Origin of the sequence: Paenisporosarcina quisquiliarum, from assembly GCF_027563315.1 — a bacterium.
Taxonomy (GTDB): domain Bacteria; phylum Bacillota; class Bacilli; order Bacillales_A; family Planococcaceae; genus Paenisporosarcina; species Paenisporosarcina quisquiliarum.
Window position 1 is genome coordinate 86780 of record NZ_JAMKBJ010000003.1, and the last position, 15810, is coordinate 102589.

The 15810-nt window shown below is 39.9% G+C and carries 13 protein-coding genes; 4 read left to right on the plus strand and 9 right to left on the minus strand.

Translation table 11 applies throughout. The features are described from left to right. Window positions 1-91: 91 nt before the first annotated feature. The gene (locus M9R32_RS04675) at window positions 92-1279 is read left to right on the plus strand and encodes an MFS transporter (RefSeq protein ID WP_269925574.1); all 1188 of its coding nucleotides are present in this window, start codon (window positions 92-94) and stop codon (window positions 1277-1279) included. A gap of 57 nt (window positions 1280-1336) precedes the next feature. Here M9R32_RS04675 and M9R32_RS04680 read toward each other — a convergent pair whose 3' ends face one another. Genes M9R32_RS04680 through M9R32_RS04720 form a run of 9 tightly spaced genes read right to left on the minus strand, consistent with a single transcriptional unit; the run spans window position 1337 to window position 13774 of the window. After that, window positions 1337-1840 (minus strand): GNAT family N-acetyltransferase, encoded by a 504-nt coding sequence (locus M9R32_RS04680; protein ID WP_269925575.1) that lies wholly within the window; start codon window positions 1838-1840, stop codon window positions 1337-1339. Between the two features lie 19 nt (window positions 1841-1859). Next, on the minus strand, window positions 1860-4463 hold the full coding sequence (locus M9R32_RS04685) for a VWA domain-containing protein (RefSeq protein WP_269925576.1): 2604 nt from the start codon (window positions 4461-4463) through the stop codon (window positions 1860-1862). After that, on the minus strand, window positions 4447-6216 hold the full coding sequence (locus M9R32_RS04690) for a vWA domain-containing protein (protein WP_269925577.1): 1770 nt from the start codon (window positions 6214-6216) through the stop codon (window positions 4447-4449). The genes M9R32_RS04685 and M9R32_RS04690 overlap by 17 nt, the downstream gene beginning before the upstream one ends. A 12-nt stretch (window positions 6217-6228) precedes the next feature. Then, on the minus strand, window positions 6229-7104 hold the full coding sequence (locus tag M9R32_RS04695; RefSeq protein ID WP_269925578.1) for a DUF58 domain-containing protein: 876 nt from the start codon (window positions 7102-7104) through the stop codon (window positions 6229-6231). Next, window positions 7101-8093, minus strand: a complete 993-nt coding sequence (locus M9R32_RS04700; protein WP_269925579.1) for an AAA family ATPase — start codon at window positions 8091-8093, stop codon at window positions 7101-7103. Before M9R32_RS04700 ends, M9R32_RS04695 begins: the two co-directional genes overlap by 4 nt. A gap of 12 nt (window positions 8094-8105) precedes the next feature. Further along, a complete protein-coding gene (locus M9R32_RS04705; RefSeq protein WP_269925580.1) occupies window positions 8106-9578 on the minus strand; it encodes a coiled-coil domain-containing protein in 1473 nt (490 codons plus the stop codon). Window positions 9579-9591: 13 nt separating this feature from the next. Further along, window positions 9592-10437, minus strand: coding sequence for an ABC transporter permease (locus M9R32_RS04710; protein ID WP_269925581.1), 846 nt, complete (start codon window positions 10435-10437; stop codon window positions 9592-9594). Continuing rightward, window positions 10434-11369 (minus strand): ABC transporter ATP-binding protein, encoded by a 936-nt coding sequence (locus M9R32_RS04715; protein ID WP_269925582.1) that lies wholly within the window; start codon window positions 11367-11369, stop codon window positions 10434-10436. The genes M9R32_RS04710 and M9R32_RS04715 overlap by 4 nt, the downstream gene beginning before the upstream one ends. Then, window positions 11366-13774, minus strand: coding sequence for a hypothetical protein (locus M9R32_RS04720; RefSeq protein WP_269925583.1), 2409 nt, complete (start codon window positions 13772-13774; stop codon window positions 11366-11368). Before M9R32_RS04720 ends, M9R32_RS04715 begins: the two co-directional genes overlap by 4 nt. 211 nt (window positions 13775-13985) lie before the next feature. Here M9R32_RS04720 and M9R32_RS04725 point away from each other — a divergent pair, with 211 nt between their 5' ends. The 3 genes from M9R32_RS04725 to M9R32_RS04735 all read left to right on the plus strand — a co-directional run bounded on the left by M9R32_RS04725 (window position 13986) and on the right by M9R32_RS04735 (window position 15760). Then, window positions 13986-14357: a hypothetical protein gene (locus tag M9R32_RS04725; protein WP_269925584.1), complete on the plus strand. Its 372-nt coding sequence runs from the start codon at window positions 13986-13988 to the stop codon at window positions 14355-14357. Window positions 14358-14572: 215 nt separating this feature from the next. Continuing rightward, window positions 14573-14968, plus strand: coding sequence for a hypothetical protein (locus M9R32_RS04730; RefSeq protein ID WP_269925585.1), 396 nt, complete (start codon window positions 14573-14575; stop codon window positions 14966-14968). 63 nt (window positions 14969-15031) lie between these two features. After that, entirely contained in the window at window positions 15032-15760 is a 729-nt protein-coding gene (locus tag M9R32_RS04735; protein WP_269925586.1) for a hypothetical protein, read from the plus strand. The last annotated feature ends 50 nt before the right edge of the window (window positions 15761-15810 follow it).

A 15810-nucleotide genomic window follows, 5' to 3' on the forward strand; every position in this document is an offset into this window, starting at 1 on the left:
ACGTTGGGCAGGTTTTTCTAATGGCTTTTTTTTAGTTATGTGATAAACTTTTAGATACTCGAAACAGTTTGAGCAAGAAAGAAGGATGTATATGGCGAGTAAATCAAATCGCTTTGCACTTTATGTGCTGATGTTTAATATGTTCATTGCTATGTCAGGCATCGGATTAATTATTCCAATTATGCCGGATTACTTGGAAACATTCGGAGTGGCTGGTCAAGCCCTCGGATTCCTAATTGCCATGTTCGCTTTTTCCCAATTTTTATTTTCTCCATTAGCTGGTGACTTATCAGATAAATTTGGCCGTAAATATTTGATTATTGTTGGACTAGTTATTTTCGGATTGTCTCAGTTAATGTTCGGAATGGCTTCAGATTTATGGATTTTGTATTTAGCACGATTCTTTAGCGGCGTCGGGTCGGCATTTATCGTTCCGCCAATGATGGCATTTGTCGCAGACATTACAACTGAAGAAGAACGTGGCAAAGGGATGGGGTTACTTGGGGCTTCGATGTCTCTAGGATTTATGATTGGACCAGCCATCGGAGGATTTTTGGCAGAGGTCAGTCTAAGATTCCCTTTTTATGTAGCTACAACTGCCTCCCTCGTGGCAGCAGCTATTTCACTGTTTGTATTGCCTCAGACAGCACCTCCAGTCGTTCAAACTGGCAAGCTCGCCAAACGTGAGAATTTGTTCAAACAAATGAAACGTTCAACCACAACCCCCTATTTTGTAATGCTAATTGTTATGTTCGTTTTTTCATTTGGTTTGGCCAATTTCCAGGCAACTATCGCACTTTATGTAGATAAAAAGTATGCTTTTACTCCTGGAGAAATTGCCGTGTTAATAACTGCAGGTGGATTTGTAGGTGTGATTGTCCAGACGTTTGTCATTAATAAGCTATTCAAGAAATTTGGCGAATTGAAAGTAATACTGGTAAATTTACTTGTTTCTGCTTTTGCCATGATTTCTGTTTTGTTTGTAGATGGATTCTGGCCGATTCTGATCGTTTCGAGCGTATTTTTCACCGCTGCATCTTTATTGAGACCAGCAGTTAATACATTGATTTCAAAACAGGCGGGAACTGAGCAAGGATTTGCTGCCGGAATGAACAATGCCTATATGAGTTTAGGTAATATGGTCGGTCCAGCTTTGGCGGGAATTTTATTTGATATTAATATGAGTTTCCCGTATATGGCTGGAACATTTATATTAATCGTATGTTTCTTCATTGCTTCATTAACCCAGAGAAAGCAATCATCTATCGTCCCACAATAAGAAAAAGGTTGTCCCTGGAAGTTTATACTTCTGGGACAACCTTTTTTCTTTTCATCCTTATAAAATTTGATATTCAAAATATGGTTCTTCTTGATTTGTGTCTTCGAACCACTTCATCCCCATAAATTGAAAACCGGCTTTTTCGAGTATTTTAGTGGAACTGTTGTTTTTGGGATCGGCAGAAGCAAAAATCGTGTGAACTCCTTTTGTTTGCTTTGCCAGTTCGATGCAGGATACAGCCGCTTCGGTTGCATACCCCTTCCCCCAGCTGGATTTGGAAAAGTGATAAATTAATTCAATCTTTTCTAACCCATTCGCTATATTAAACCCGGCAGCTCCAATTACATGTCCAGATTCTTTCTCTACCACTCCATAAACAGACAATCCCATTCTTTCATGGCACGCTTGATAGGACATGAGCACTTTCCCTAACATTTCATAGGGTGCAGCGCCGCCACATTGAACCATCACTTCGGTATCACCCCAAAATGATTTCGATGCTTCTTCATCTTCAAGTGAAAAAACCTTTAATTTCAACCTTTCACTTTCATGAACGATCATGGTTTATCCCCCAATATCTTTAGCGTTTCTTTTTACCTTTCAGCAATTGAGCAACATTCGTATCATTGACAGGTGAAACGTAATCATCTGTCGATTTCTTCATTTTAGACGCCAATCCTGAAAGCATACGCCAACCAAATCTTCTTAGTGTAATATCAATGAAAAATAACATCATCGCAATTAAGACGAGCCATTTTTGAATACTCTTACTTTCCGAGCTTTCAAATTCTATATTGCGCATCGCTTGTTCAGGACTAGTAAGCAATTTACCCCCTGTACGATTAGCGATTTCCTCCATCAGACCCTTATTAGGCGGCTGAATTTTGTATTCCTCACTGTAAGGAATTGAAAGTCCTGCTTGATACATACTGTTTTGTTCATTGGAAATCCTGAGGAAAATCAGACCTGGATCTGCATCGAATGAAACACGGCTTTTACCAGGAGAAATCGGTTCAGACAGACTTTCGATTTCTTCTCCCGCTTCGTTGACTGCTACTATATCCAAAAATGATGATTGACCTGATGGATCAGAAACGGCATAGGAGCCATCCTGAGATTTCCGAATGTCAAATGGGACTTCACTATAAGAAGGAAGTAATCGGGAAACTGCCGTATTCCAGAAATTCCCCCACTCACTGTAACGGGCAAAGTCACCACTCCACGCACCCGATGAATCCGAAGTATACGCAATCGTTCGTCCTAAACCATACATCCATTCCGCAATAACGGGATCCTCTTTTGTACTTTCCGCAACGACTGTCGCAGTTTGTTTAGCAGTTGTTGCAATATAGGCATTTAATTGAGGAACCCCTTCCGCAAATAAACTAGTCCAGGCTGCATCTCCTCGTATGATTGGATAAAAAGGATTATCTTCAATATATGTTCTTGAAATCATCACGGTTTCCCTTGATAAAATTGCAGGTATCGTGCTTTCATCACTGACATCATAGAAACGTCCTGTGCCGAATTGTGCTAATTCTTCAAGCAATACGCGGTCTGCATCTTGACCAATAGCAACGGTGGATAATGTAATTTTATGATCACCTAGACCTTCTGTAATCAGCTCTTCGTAATCGTTTTGAGTAGCAGACTGACCATCCGTCAATAAAATAACATGTTTTCGCTGTAATTTAAGATCGGAAAGACGTTCGTATGCTAGCTCCAAACCTGGATAGATTTCCGTTCCTCCACCTACAGATACGGAGAGGATCTTTTCGAGGGCTTCTTCCTTATCTGTCAATGTTTGCGCTTCAATAATCTCCCACGGACGATCGTCAAAGGCAATAAAGCCTAGGGTATCATCGTCACGCAATAATTCGACCGATCGCGCAGCTGCTTCTTTTGCAAGCTCAAATTTATTCCCATACATACTACCAGAGCGGTCCATAACAATAATGAGTCCAAGTGACGGCAATTGTTGCTTACCCTTTACTTCCATTTCAACCGGCAACAATTTTTCAATCGGTGTTCTGAAATAGCCACCTAATCCATAACTATTGTCTCCCCCAACCATCATAAATCCGACACCAAAATTTTTGACTGCTTGTTCAATAACAGTCATTTTGGCTTCTCCCACTTGATAGCCAGGGACGTTATCAAAAATAATGGCATCATAGGCCAGGTAATTTGATAAATCATATGGTAAATCTGAAGCTTGGATGGCCTCAACCTGAACCACTTGATTATCGATATAGGATGGAATTGGCGAAGTCAATTTGTCACTGCTAACAACCAACAAATGTGGTGCGCTTTCAACCATTGTTACACTCGTCAATTGATTGTTTTCAAGCAATGCATCCCCATGGACATTTAGTTGAACTTGATATTTCAATAAACCTTCTCCAACTGAAGCGTGTCTGAGCGTAAAGGTATTTGATCCCGGCTCAATTTGGACAGATTGTTTTGAAAGAAATTGGTCATTCTGAGACAGGAGGAGTTCACCTTGTACTGCTTTTGTTGATTCTACTTGAACTATCAGTTGTTGCTGTTCTCCTTCGAAAGCAACTGGAGGTGTTTCAAAACTAGTAATGGCAACATCGTCTGATTCAGGACGATTTAAAATATACGTATCAACTTCTACATTACTGCCCGTCATCCTAGAAAGCTGATCAGATATAGAACCGACATTTTCAAGTCCATCAGATAATAAAACGATGCGCGTCGCTTTTTGTTGATCTGCTAGATTAGTTGCTAATTGAATACTTTCAGAAATATTCGTTCTGCTTTCATTTTCAGAACCGATAAATTCCGGTACATCCTCGGTTAACAATGATAAGGGTACTTGTGTCTGGAATTTTTCATCAAACGAATAGATCCCTACTGATTGGTGATCTTTCTTTTCAGCAAGTGCCTTGATAAGAAAATCAGTGTACTGCTCTTCCGTTCCTGCAGTTGAAGCTGAGCTATCTACTACAAACAATAGTTGTTCTTCTTTTATTGGCAATAATAGTGTAGGCATAGCCAATGCGAAAATCAGGATGCTCACTGCTACGACACGGGTGAAGAAGATGAACTTGTGTTCGCGTGTAAATCGGTTTTTACTTTTCCACCATGCAAATGTAAAATAAACAGCTGGCAAGATTGCTAACAAAAGCCATGCTGGTGAATCAATTCGTAATCCCACGACGTCGCTGCACCTCCCATTCAATCATCAGCAATAATACAATGAGAAGTAATAACCACGGAACCATTGAAGTCTTGACGGTCTCCTGAACATCTTCTTGCGAAGCAGAACCGATTGCAAAAGACGTACCTTTTTCAATGTGTTTCTCTTGTTGTTCGAGCGCCACTGCAAATTGCTTTTCTGTCTTTCCTGATGTTAAAACATATAGTCCTGGTCGACTTGGTGCTGAAAATTGTCCGCCGTTTTGAATCGTTTTGATATATTCATTAGAGCTTGAAAAAACTTCCCACTCACCTTTTTCTTCATCCGCAACCAACGAAAGTGATCTGCGTTCATTTGGTGAAAATGTTCCGATATCTTCAGAATTCGTTGCCATTTGTTCCCTGGCACTCCACAAAAACAATGGAAATGATGGATGGAGCGGCCAATCTGTCATCTGAATATCGGAGAGTATGATTAAATCTCCCTTGTCCGACCGTTGGATGAAAGGCTGATCTGCAACTCGGGCAAGTGTCTCATATTCAGGAAATGGAGGGTACAAGCTACTGACGTAAATATCCGACATATCCGCGTATGCAAATACATCATCTCGCTCTGTGGTAATCGTGCCATTTACTTCTTTTGCATTTTCATCATTTCGACCGATCAATAGTACAGGTGATTCAGAAGCTTTGAGTTGAGATGTTTGGTTGGTTACAACTACTGCCTCATTAGGTAAGTCCCCTATCTGCTCAGTCGGAACAGAACTTACGGGAATATCCATGGCTTGGAATGCTGCTGAGACGAGCTCATGAAGATTCCCATCCACATAGGTTTGAGCAGATTGCTTTTGCATTAATACGAAAGACTCGTTATCAATCTTATAATCATCGGCAATTTGTAATGTTGCTTTCAAACCTTCCGCACTGGGTAATTCTTTGAAAGATAGCGACAGCGTATCATTTGCTGGAATTACGACGGACTCTTTCAGTAGTACTTCTTCATTTTCGATGGAGCGGATTTCCAGCGTACCTTTTTTTTCAGTTGCAGTTTCATTTTCAAGCTGAGCAAGTGCCGCTACTCCTTTTTCTGAAGCCGTGGCACCAAAACGTAAGATGGAGACGTTTTCCAGATTCTTTGGTGCTCCATTTACAAACCACGTGATATGTTCGTTTTCTAACGGGAGTTCGCTTCGTTCCACGTGATCCGTAAATAAATAAATGGCTGTTTCTTTTGCTTTCAAAAGAGACTTCGTGAAATCTAACATTTTAGGCAAGTTCTCTTGTTCATATTGAATTTCCAAACGTTCAATTGTGGATCGAATAACACTTAAGTTCGTTTCGTCACGCAATAAAATGGTCGGCTCTTCACCTGTTGTAATTAATGTTAAAGGCTTTCCAGCAAGTTGTTCAGATAGCGTCATCATTTCTTTCTTATGGGTGTCAAAAAGCGATTCCCCATTGTCTTCCGCAAGCATTGTGGCTGAAGTATCAACGACCCATATAATGTGCTCCCCTGCTATTGCCTGTGATTTCAGATATGGTTGCAATAAGGCTAACATTAGCAATATCAATGCGATCATTTGCAAATAAAATAAGGCATTTCGTTGCAAATACTGAAGATACGGAGACACTTTTGTTTCTTTCATGACGGTTTCCCAGAACATCGTTGAAGAAATCTTTTTTTCTATATATTTTTTCCTGAAAAAATAATAGAGTAGGACCGTGATTGGGATAATCGCCGTCCATAAAAATACTAGTTGTCCAAAGCCCATAGACGGCTCACCTCAATTTATCCAGTTTGACCGAATCATTTGATGGAAAAGGATATGACTGATATCATCTCTCGTTTCCACTTTTAAAGTGTGAATACCAAAACGACGACACAAAATATCGAGTTCCTGAAAATGCTGATGTCTTTTCTTTTCATAATCTTCCACAATTCTTGAAGAAACGGTCACATTCAACCGGTCATTTGTCTCGCAATCGACCAATTGCAAATCCCCAGAGAATTGTGGGGCAACTTCATCACTCGATTGGATAATAATCAACCGGATGTCCTGCGAAAATCTTGGCATAGAGCGCAAGCATCTTTCCCAGTCCGCAATTGGCTCCAAACCATCCGTAATGATAAATAATACCGTACAATCTTTAGCACTGTATTGTGCAGCGTGATTAGTGAAAGACGTGTTCATGTTTGGTTCGGAAAGGTTGGTTATGTATGATGAAAAAGCCTTTCTGTATACCGCCCCTTTTCTTCTGAATGGGGCAAGTTTCTCCTCAGTAGGCGTCGCAAACGATAGCCGATCGTCTCTCCCTAATACAAGATGACCGAGAGAAATGGTCAATTGTTTTGCCAGAAGCCATTTTTTTTCTTCTTGCATCGATTTTGTACTATCCAACAAAATATGCACTCGCATTTCTTGCTCATCCAAAAAACGTTTAATAAAATATTTATTTGTCCTTGCAAAAACATTCCAATCAATTTGCCTTACATCGTCACCAGGGTGATACTCCCTAAAGTCTGAAAAGTCGAGTGAAGACCCAAAGCGCATGGAGCGATGGGACCCTTTATGCTGACCACGCAATTTTGACTTCGTCGATATTTGTAATCGTCCAATTTTGGAGGACCAATCCTCCGGTAAAATGGAATCTTTTTTCATGTAGTTTGTCCTTGTTTGATGGTTTGAAGTAAATCTCTGAGAATGGAATCGGCAGTTTTCCCTTCCGCTTCTCCTTCGTAATTTAAGAGCATGCGATGACGAAGGGCAGGTATAGCCACTGATTTAATATCAGCAATCGAAACATGATAGCGTCCCGCAACGAGTGCACGTGCTTTAGCCAATCGAATCAAACTTTGTAGGCCGCGCGGTCCACTGCCATATTGTACATATTGTTTTACATCATCTGTTGCCTCATCATTTGGGTGTGTGGCAGAAGTTAAATCAATGGCATACGCAAGCATATCATCCGCGATTAACACTTCTCTGACCATTTTTTGTGCAATGATCAATTCTTCTGCATTCATCACTTTTTGAAGTTGAATATTCTTCGCACCAGTCGTTCTGATAACGATTTCTTTTAATTCCTCTTTTGATGGGTACGGAATTACTATTTTGCATAAAAATCGGTCCATTTGCGCTTCAGGCAGTGGATACGTTCCTTCCATTTCAATTGGATTTTGTGTGGCAAGGACAAAAAAAGGTTTAGCCATCTGTTTTGTATCACCAAGAACTGTCACTGTTTTTTCACCCATCGCTTCAAGCAATGCACTCTGCGTTTTTGGTGTGGCGCGGTTTATTTCATCCGCTAAAACGAGTTGGCTGAAAATCGGACCTTGTTTAAATGAAAATGACTGTTTGCCATCTTCCGATCGTTCGATTATGCTCGTTCCTGTAATATCTGAAGGCATCAAATCAGGTGTGAACTGAATTCTTGAAAATGATAAATCCAAGACTTCAGATATGGTTCGAATTAACATTGTCTTACCTAAGCCAGGAAGACCTTCAAGTAAAGCATGCCCATCTGCCAAAACAGAGTAAAGTGTAAAATCGACAGCCTCTTGCTGACCAACGATATATTGACCAATTTCATGTTTTACTTGGTTTAAACGTTGACTCATTTCTTCATAATTTATAGGTGTAAATGACATGAGAAACCTCCATTATTCGCTTGATTCCAGTGAAGAGAAGTAATCCTGAACGATTCGCTGTAAATCTGGTGGTAATTGAAGTCGTTCAGAACTTTTCAAATACGAATCTTTGTATGACCCAATTACAGACTCATATGGTTTGACTGTTCCTTTTGTTACAGGTACCGCGCTTTCCTGCTCTTCGGCGGAGGAACCTTCTCCAATTTTCCCGCTATCTACTGTAGACTGACTTGAACCTCCGATTCTAGACGGAACTGATAATAAATCGCGACTTCCGGAACCGGACCCACCTTTCAGTCCACCTTGACCACCTTGTCCTTGCCCTGCACCCTGTCCTTGACCTTGTCCCTGTCCTTGTCCCTGACCTTGTCCCTGACCTTGTCCTTGGCCTTGACCTTGACCTTGGCCTTGTCCTTGACCTTGACCTTGACCCTGTCCTTGACCTTGTCCTTGACCTTGACCCTGTCCTTGACCTTGGCCTTGGCCCTGTCCTTGTCCTTGAGCCTGACCTTGGCCTGAAGGGCTTTGTGTGCCTGACTGACCTTGTGCTGATCCTTGAGACCCCGCTTGACCATTGCTTGAATTGGAACTGGATGGATTGCTCTGACCTTGTGCTGTTTGTACAGGATTTCCATTTTGTTTTCCTAATTTACTTAAAGCTGTTTGTGTCTTGCCTGCCTGTTCAGCCAGATCTTTTGTGGCTTTTTTCAGAGCAGCCAATTCTTCTTTTTCCTCTGCTGTCAGTCCATCTTTCGGGTCCCCACTTAATTTGGCAGCCTCTTGTTTGTCAGTCAGTTTTTGCTCACGTAACTGAAGTTCTTTTTGTTTTTTGATTAATTCACGCAATGCCTCTTCTGTGGTTTCAGTTTCCTTTAAATCATTTTCTAATTTCTGAAGTTCCTTCTTCAGTAATTCCGGTGTGTTTTTCTTTATTGTCTTGGCTACTTCTTTCTTTATTTGTTTCACTAAATCTTTTTCAAGCTCGACGTCTTTAGCTTGAAGTTGAGTTTCAGATGGGAAGGCAATGAGGATCAGCAATACCATGGAAGCTATCCCAATGCCACTTAATGACTTCAATCGCCATAAATCCTTTTTTCTCAGCTTGAATAAATCAAAAGCCGCTTTCGTCATATTAGCTGTATTATCACGCAGAGATTGCAGTAAACCTGATTCATTATCGCTGGAATGTAATGAGGTAATCAGCAAATTCTCAGGAAAATATTGATCAAAGTTAAGCATGGAGGACGAATACGTCGGCTTGCTATAAACGCCCCAAACAAACACAAGTGCAAAGCAGATACCTCCCGCTCCTATTGCCCACTGAACATAATAAGGAAATACAAATAACCGAGAAGCTAGAAACACAATCGCAGTAATAAAAAGACTAAAACTTAATGCGGTTTGCGTAACTCGAAATAAATGTTCGCTTATCAATCTTCTATGAACTTTTTTTACAAAGGCTAGTAATTGATCTCGGCTATTCATGGTGTGCATCTCCTCATTTTTGTTTCTTCATATTGACACGTAATTTCTTAATTGAAATGGTAATCGCAGATGCAGCTAATAAAACGTAAAAAATGGTGTATCCTGCCCATACCGGAAAATCGATTTTTGTTGCTTCATTGACAAAGTCTTCCGTCATTGGATTTAACAATGAGAAAATTAAAATTCCGGGATTGATGCTTGCCCAGAAATGAGCAAGAGGTGAAGGACTTTGAGTTACGCCTGACCCCAACATGTTTACTTGTATCGTAATCATGAAGAAAAAGGCTGTAACACCAGCCAGGAAAATCATCGTCCCATATGTTGCAATCATGGATACAATCGTCTTTCTGGTAATGGTCGAAAACATTACGCCAATGCTACCTACAGTTAGCATGGTCAAAAAGAAGAATAGGAAAATCAAACCTAATTGACCTGGTGATATTCCACCGAATAAGAACACCAAACTATAAATTGGCAATCCTGCAATTAGCATCAATACTAAAAATGCAATTGATGAAGACAATTTGCCAAGTATAATCTGCATCGAACTTTGTGAAGTCGTCAGTAAAATATTCAGTGTTTGCTTTTCACGTTCCGTACTAATTGTCCCTGCTGTCAAACCAGGAGTAATAAACAAGATTAACCCTAACTGGATGAACGTCAGTAATCCAAACAGGAAGAAACTCTCTTCTGGTCTAAAGAATCCTGTTCCTGTAAAAGCCGTTGTGAGAAAAATAAATCCAAACACGAAAATGCTCATAGCAATTAAGTAGAACAAAATACCAGTAAAACTTTTTAGAGACCGGAAGCGGAGCTTCACTTCTTTAACGAGAACAGGATTATTCATATTCATTCTCATACCGTCTCCACTCCTTTCGTTATTTCCATAAAGACATCTTCCAAGTCAGTTTCCTGCTCAGCAAATGACAAGATGGCCAAATTCTGTTCAATTGCATGCTTCAATAATCGCATTTGATCATCTTCTGATCCTCGATATTTAAAGGTAATCGTGTGTTCCTCAGGCTGTTGTTCAATTCCCGTAACAAATGGATCTTCTTCAAAGAACCTTGCTGCACGATCTGGTAAACCTTTAAGTTTTACCGTAATCAGACGTTCTCCTTTTAATTGAGCTTGAATTTCTGAAACTGACCCATGAGCAATTAGTTTGCCCCCGTCGATTACACCGATTTCATCACACATTTCTGCAAGCTCGGGTAAGATATGTGATGAGATAAGAATGGTCTTCCCCATGCCTTTCAGTTGTCTTAAAATATCACGCATTTCTACACGAGCCCGCGGATCCAAACCTGAAGCCGGTTCATCCAGAATTAATACTTTAGGGTCATGAATTAATGCCCTTGCTAGACATAAACGTTGTTTCATACCACGTGATAGTAAATCAACATATTCATAGCGTTTATGGGACAAATTCACAAGTTCCAATAACTGCGGTATAAGTTGAGCTCTCTCAGCTTCAGGTATGCCGTAACTTGCACCATAAAAATCAAGATACTCATCTGCTTTTAATTGATCATATACTCCGAAGAAGTCCGGCATATAGCCGATTTGTTTACGGACTTCGTGTGGCTCAGTTTTAACACTTTTTCCATTTATAAAAGCATCTCCAGCAGTTGGTTGCAGAAGAGTGGCTAATATAGAAAAGGTTGTGGACTTCCCTGCACCGTTGGCTCCTACAAAACCAAATACTGTCCCCTCATTTAGAGTTAAATTTAAGTCATTCAATGCGTAGAATGAGCCGTATTTCTTGGTTAGCCCTTTAATCTCAATCATTTTTGGACCTCCCCTTTTAAACGCAATTCAGGCAAACGCGTATAGTCGGCACCATTTGTGGCTTGTTTATTCACTTTAAACTGGACTTTCCCATCTGCTGAAATATACTGATTAACATTTTCTTTAATTGAAAAACGTCCGCTTGTTACTTCCTCAAAAGTCTTCGATGTAACATTATAAATTTCCACTGAAATAGACGAAGTATCCGTATTTGCCAATTGAAGTTCTGTCCACTTGACTTGTTGGATCGGAATGTTTTTTGGAATCGTCCAATCATACGTATAAGTACCATTCGCCATAAACCATTCAAATTTACTTTCATTCATTTGATTATAATAGCCTGAGGTTTCTTCCGTGTTCACTGCAATATCAAAAGCGGAAGATGGTAAAGTAAACTCACCTGAAAAGATGGTTTCCGGTGTGAAAGTCTGATAAATCATATTGATTGCTGACATTTCTGCACGTGTATCCATCAACGAAATAGGGACGATTGCATCTTCAGTATGCGCAACAATGGCCGGTTGTGTCTTTTGAACACCTGTCATTTGCGACATACGAATTAAACTATTTTTACGTTCTTTTGGTAGGTCAGTTGCTTTCATTGCTGTACCGTACCCCATATATTGTGATCCGCTGTTCATTGCAATTGGCACCAAAAGCGCCGACCCTACCGGTTCATTTACTTCGACCGACTCATTCGAGTCTAGATTGCCAAGTTTTATCATTTTTGTTCCTGACCAGATTGCAACATCTTTAAGAGCAAACGGGAATTCGTTTTTCACGGTTCCTCTAACAATGCCAGCCTCAACTTTCAAATCGATGGCAAATTGACCAACTTCTTTTATATTGGATTCTCCAATGACAGAAGACACAGACCAGTAACCTACATCACGGACTGTCAGTTGATCGTTGTCTGCCTGTTCATTTAAAATCGATGATGCTTGAACATTCCCTGAGTTGTTTGAGAATGCATTCATTCGTTTAGAAGCAACCATGTTCGTTCCATTTTCAGATTCAAATGTGAAATTCCCACTGCGATTTGTAAGCAGAGACTCTACATAATAACCAGAAAGACTTCCATCTGGCTGTACTTCATAAAAACTGGATTGCTGAATTTGCGGACGCACAAGGCGGTCTTTTGCGCCATAAGCGAAAATAGCTAATGAAGCTAAAATGGATATGGCTGGGATAATCCACCAAGCATGCTCCCGCTTATCTTTTCTTTTGAGTAAGAAATACAGTAATGGACCCACCAAAATAATGTAAATAATGACAATGGTAATCATTAATGGTGTTGAAACTTGGAATGATGGAAACAGCTCATTCATTTGTGCTACTTCATACGTCATTTGTTCTTTTACGTTTTGACCACCATAATTATTGACCTGTTGATTGACATTCGCTTTTTTGATTAGGTCTGTTAAAAGAAATGAATAATTGGCTTGTTTGGAAAGTGGTTCATCTCCTAATGAAAAAGCCGTTTGAATAATCGCACCTTTGCCAATTGGATTGCTCGCCGCCAGTGGTTCATTGTCTGATTGCATAAGCACACGAGAACCTTCTTTGACGTTTGCTCCAAAGAAGGCGAGATCTTCGGTGAATTCCTTGTTGCTGGAAAGAATCGTTAATTTTTCAGCTTGAAGTGTTTTTCTTTCATCAGACAAATTTAGCGGTAATTTTTCTGCTAATAAACCGAGTTCAGCATTCGTATTGTCTGAAGCACCAATCAGAACCACACCACCAGTTTGAACCCAGTCAAGAATCGCTTGCTGTTGTTCCTCATTCAAATCACCTAGAACATATTCATCAATTACTAAATAATTCGCTAGATCATAAGCTGCAGGATCTTCAGGAAACTGGAAATCTTTAATTTGACCCAAGTGGATGATTTGTGAACCACCCATTCCCCCCATTTTCACTGTTGATAGTGCACGTAGTCGATCGGCACTCTCAGTTAAAGTAAGAAAAAATGTTGTATCTTGCCCAAAAGAATTAGGTCGGATGGTTTTATTACCTTTATACGAAATTTCTTTTCCATCTTCCCAATTACCTTCGTAAAAATAAAACATTTGATAGTCTGAGTTATAGGACATTTCTTCTGATAATCCCGGTAAAGCAAGGTTTATCGTTTTCGTTTCTCCTTTACCAATCGTAAACGGAATGGCCTTAGCCGATCCGATTGCATAACTCTCAGAGTAGTCGATAACCAAGTCTCCCGAAAATTCATCACCAGAATTTACGACTGTCACTGACAGCGGTAACCCTTCTCCATATTTAATTTTATTTTGAAAGCCTGCTGTAGCTTTCACTTCCAAATTTGGTGCTGCAGATGCTTCAGACATCGTCACAAAGCTATGCAAAAATAATATGCTTAATGCAAAACACCACCGAATAAATTGCTTCATTCTCTTTCCCCCTTATCTCTATATTAATTAGTACGAATTGTCTATCTATAAGTTCCTTAAAAAACAATAAAATCCAATAAGAATGAAAGAATTTACCCCTAATAGAATCCTCTTCCACTGTTGTAGTTGTAAATCATTGACAAACATGATTAGACATAAAAAAAGTTTTAGCATTAAATAGTTATAAATTAAATAGAAAGGAAGAGATCCCATGCCCAAAAAACGTCCCAAACGACATTATAAACACCCTCTGCCTCCACTGACTTCGAATCCCCCAGTACCACAAGAACTTCTTGCAACTGATTCAAGTTCCAAAGCAAAAGCTGTTTTTGACGAAGAAATATGTATTGAAGCAAAAGTGACCATAAACCCCCATGTTTCAGTTGGACAAATTGATATTGAATGCTTGGATTCGTCAGTTGAGCCATCTTCAGAAAATATAAATTCTTCGGAAGAAGAGTGTACAGTCATTGTGAGTCAATTAATTCGAATTAGAATTCCAGTTCATTTTAGTGCCGAAGTTGATGCAGAGAAGAACGAAGTTGGTTGCAAAAAACGTAACAAGCAATGTGATTGCTGTTGAAAATAGAAAATAGAGGAAAAAACATCAATTTCAATTAAATTGATGTTTTTTTCTTGCAAGTTAATTTATCACATATGGTGAAACGATATTTAAGTAGATTTATTTCTTTCAAGAAATCTATTAATTCTCCAAAATAGGTGAACACACAAGCGTTTGACGATAGATTCGAATTAAATAAAGAGTAGTTTAATTTAAACGTGAAAGGAGGTGATTATATGACAATAGAAAAAAAACCTTGTGGTTGTGGAGGTGATAATGGAACGAGCGCTGGCGAGATTAACCCTGTTGTAAATGCACAACAAGTTCTTTTACCTGGATGTACTCCTACAGTCAGTGCAGAAGTTTGTGTGGAGGCTGAAGTAACGGTGACTCCAACCGTGGTTGCTCTTCGTCCAACAGTGAACTGTGTAGGAACTCCTTCTCTAACACGTTGTAGGGCCCTTGGGTATACTCCAAGTCCAACAGGTACATGTACCTTTACCTTCTCACAAGTGCTTTGCGTAAATATTCCAATTACGTTTGATGCAACTGTTGAAGCAACAAGAGGGGTAGTTGCGTGTGGTAATGCCTTCCCTGTGGCAGGATGTCCTGATGACTCAACACCCGCTTGATCCTACTAAAGTAGTGTAACTCAGGTAGGGAAAATTTTAGATAAAGGAGGTGAAAATTTAATTATGACGGAAGAAAATAAAAATATTGTAAATGCACAAGAAGTTCTGTTACCTGGATGTACACCTACAGTCAGTGCAGAAGTTTGTGTGGAAGCTGATGTAACGGTGACACCAACCGTAGTTCCTGGTCGTCCGAGAGTGAACTGTGTAGGAACTCCTTCATTAACACGTTGTAGAGCTCTAGGCTATACCCCAAGTCCATCCGGTTCATGTACCTTCATCTACTCACAAGTACTTTGTGTAAACATTCCAGTAACGTTTGACGCGAATGTTAGCGCTCAACGAGGAGTTGTGGCTTGTGGATTAGCATCCCCTGCTCCAAACTGTCAAGAAGAACCAAGCACAGGTTGTACTTTAACACGCGGCATGTTTCAAACAAATACTGACTTGACATTAGAATTGCTTGCATTGGCTGGCGGTACAATCGTGTTAGGAAGTGGGAACTTAGGTTTCAGCTTTACAGTCGACTCACTAGCTGATATAACAGCTGTGTTTACTAATGCTGTCCCAGGAAGTCCATCCCCGCAATACAACCAATTATATGCGCAGTTATTGACGGCAAACCTTAACATTTTGAACGGAGCATCTTGTCCGGAGGCGCTTGCTTTAATCGCTCAAGCAAACTTGTTCCTTACAAACCCAGTTGAAGACAGTCCTGAAGCTTCAGATATTCAAGATCAACTTGCTATATTTAATGAAGGAAATTTAACTGGCTGTCCTGGTCACTGTTAATAATTTCGAGTTCAATGAAAAAAGACGTCCTGAATTCAGAACGTCTTTTT

Coding starts and splice junctions, on each gene's coding strand:
- M9R32_RS04675 (WP_269925574.1), top strand. CDS start 92: ATGGCGAGTAAATCAAATCGCTTTGCACTTTATGTGCTGATGTTTAAT.
- M9R32_RS04680 (WP_269925575.1), bottom strand. CDS start 1,840: ATGATCGTTCATGAAAGTGAAAGGTTGAAATTAAAGGTTTTTTCACTT.
- M9R32_RS04690 (WP_269925577.1), bottom strand. CDS start 6,216: ATGGGCTTTGGACAACTAGTATTTTTATGGACGGCGATTATCCCAATC.
- M9R32_RS04695 (WP_269925578.1), bottom strand. CDS start 7,104: ATGAAAAAAGATTCCATTTTACCGGAGGATTGGTCCTCCAAAATTGGA.
- M9R32_RS04700 (WP_269925579.1), bottom strand. CDS start 8,093: ATGTCATTTACACCTATAAATTATGAAGAAATGAGTCAACGTTTAAAC.
- M9R32_RS04705 (WP_269925580.1), bottom strand. CDS start 9,578: ATGAATAGCCGAGATCAATTACTAGCCTTTGTAAAAAAAGTTCATAGA.
- M9R32_RS04710 (WP_269925581.1), bottom strand. CDS start 10,437: ATGAGAATGAATATGAATAATCCTGTTCTCGTTAAAGAAGTGAAGCTC.
- M9R32_RS04715 (WP_269925582.1), bottom strand. CDS start 11,369: ATGATTGAGATTAAAGGGCTAACCAAGAAATACGGCTCATTCTACGCA.
- M9R32_RS04720 (WP_269925583.1), bottom strand. CDS start 13,774: ATGAAGCAATTTATTCGGTGGTGTTTTGCATTAAGCATATTATTTTTG.
- M9R32_RS04725 (WP_269925584.1), top strand. CDS start 13,986: ATGCCCAAAAAACGTCCCAAACGACATTATAAACACCCTCTGCCTCCA.
- M9R32_RS04730 (WP_269925585.1), top strand. CDS start 14,573: ATGACAATAGAAAAAAAACCTTGTGGTTGTGGAGGTGATAATGGAACG.
- M9R32_RS04735 (WP_269925586.1), top strand. CDS start 15,032: ATGACGGAAGAAAATAAAAATATTGTAAATGCACAAGAAGTTCTGTTA.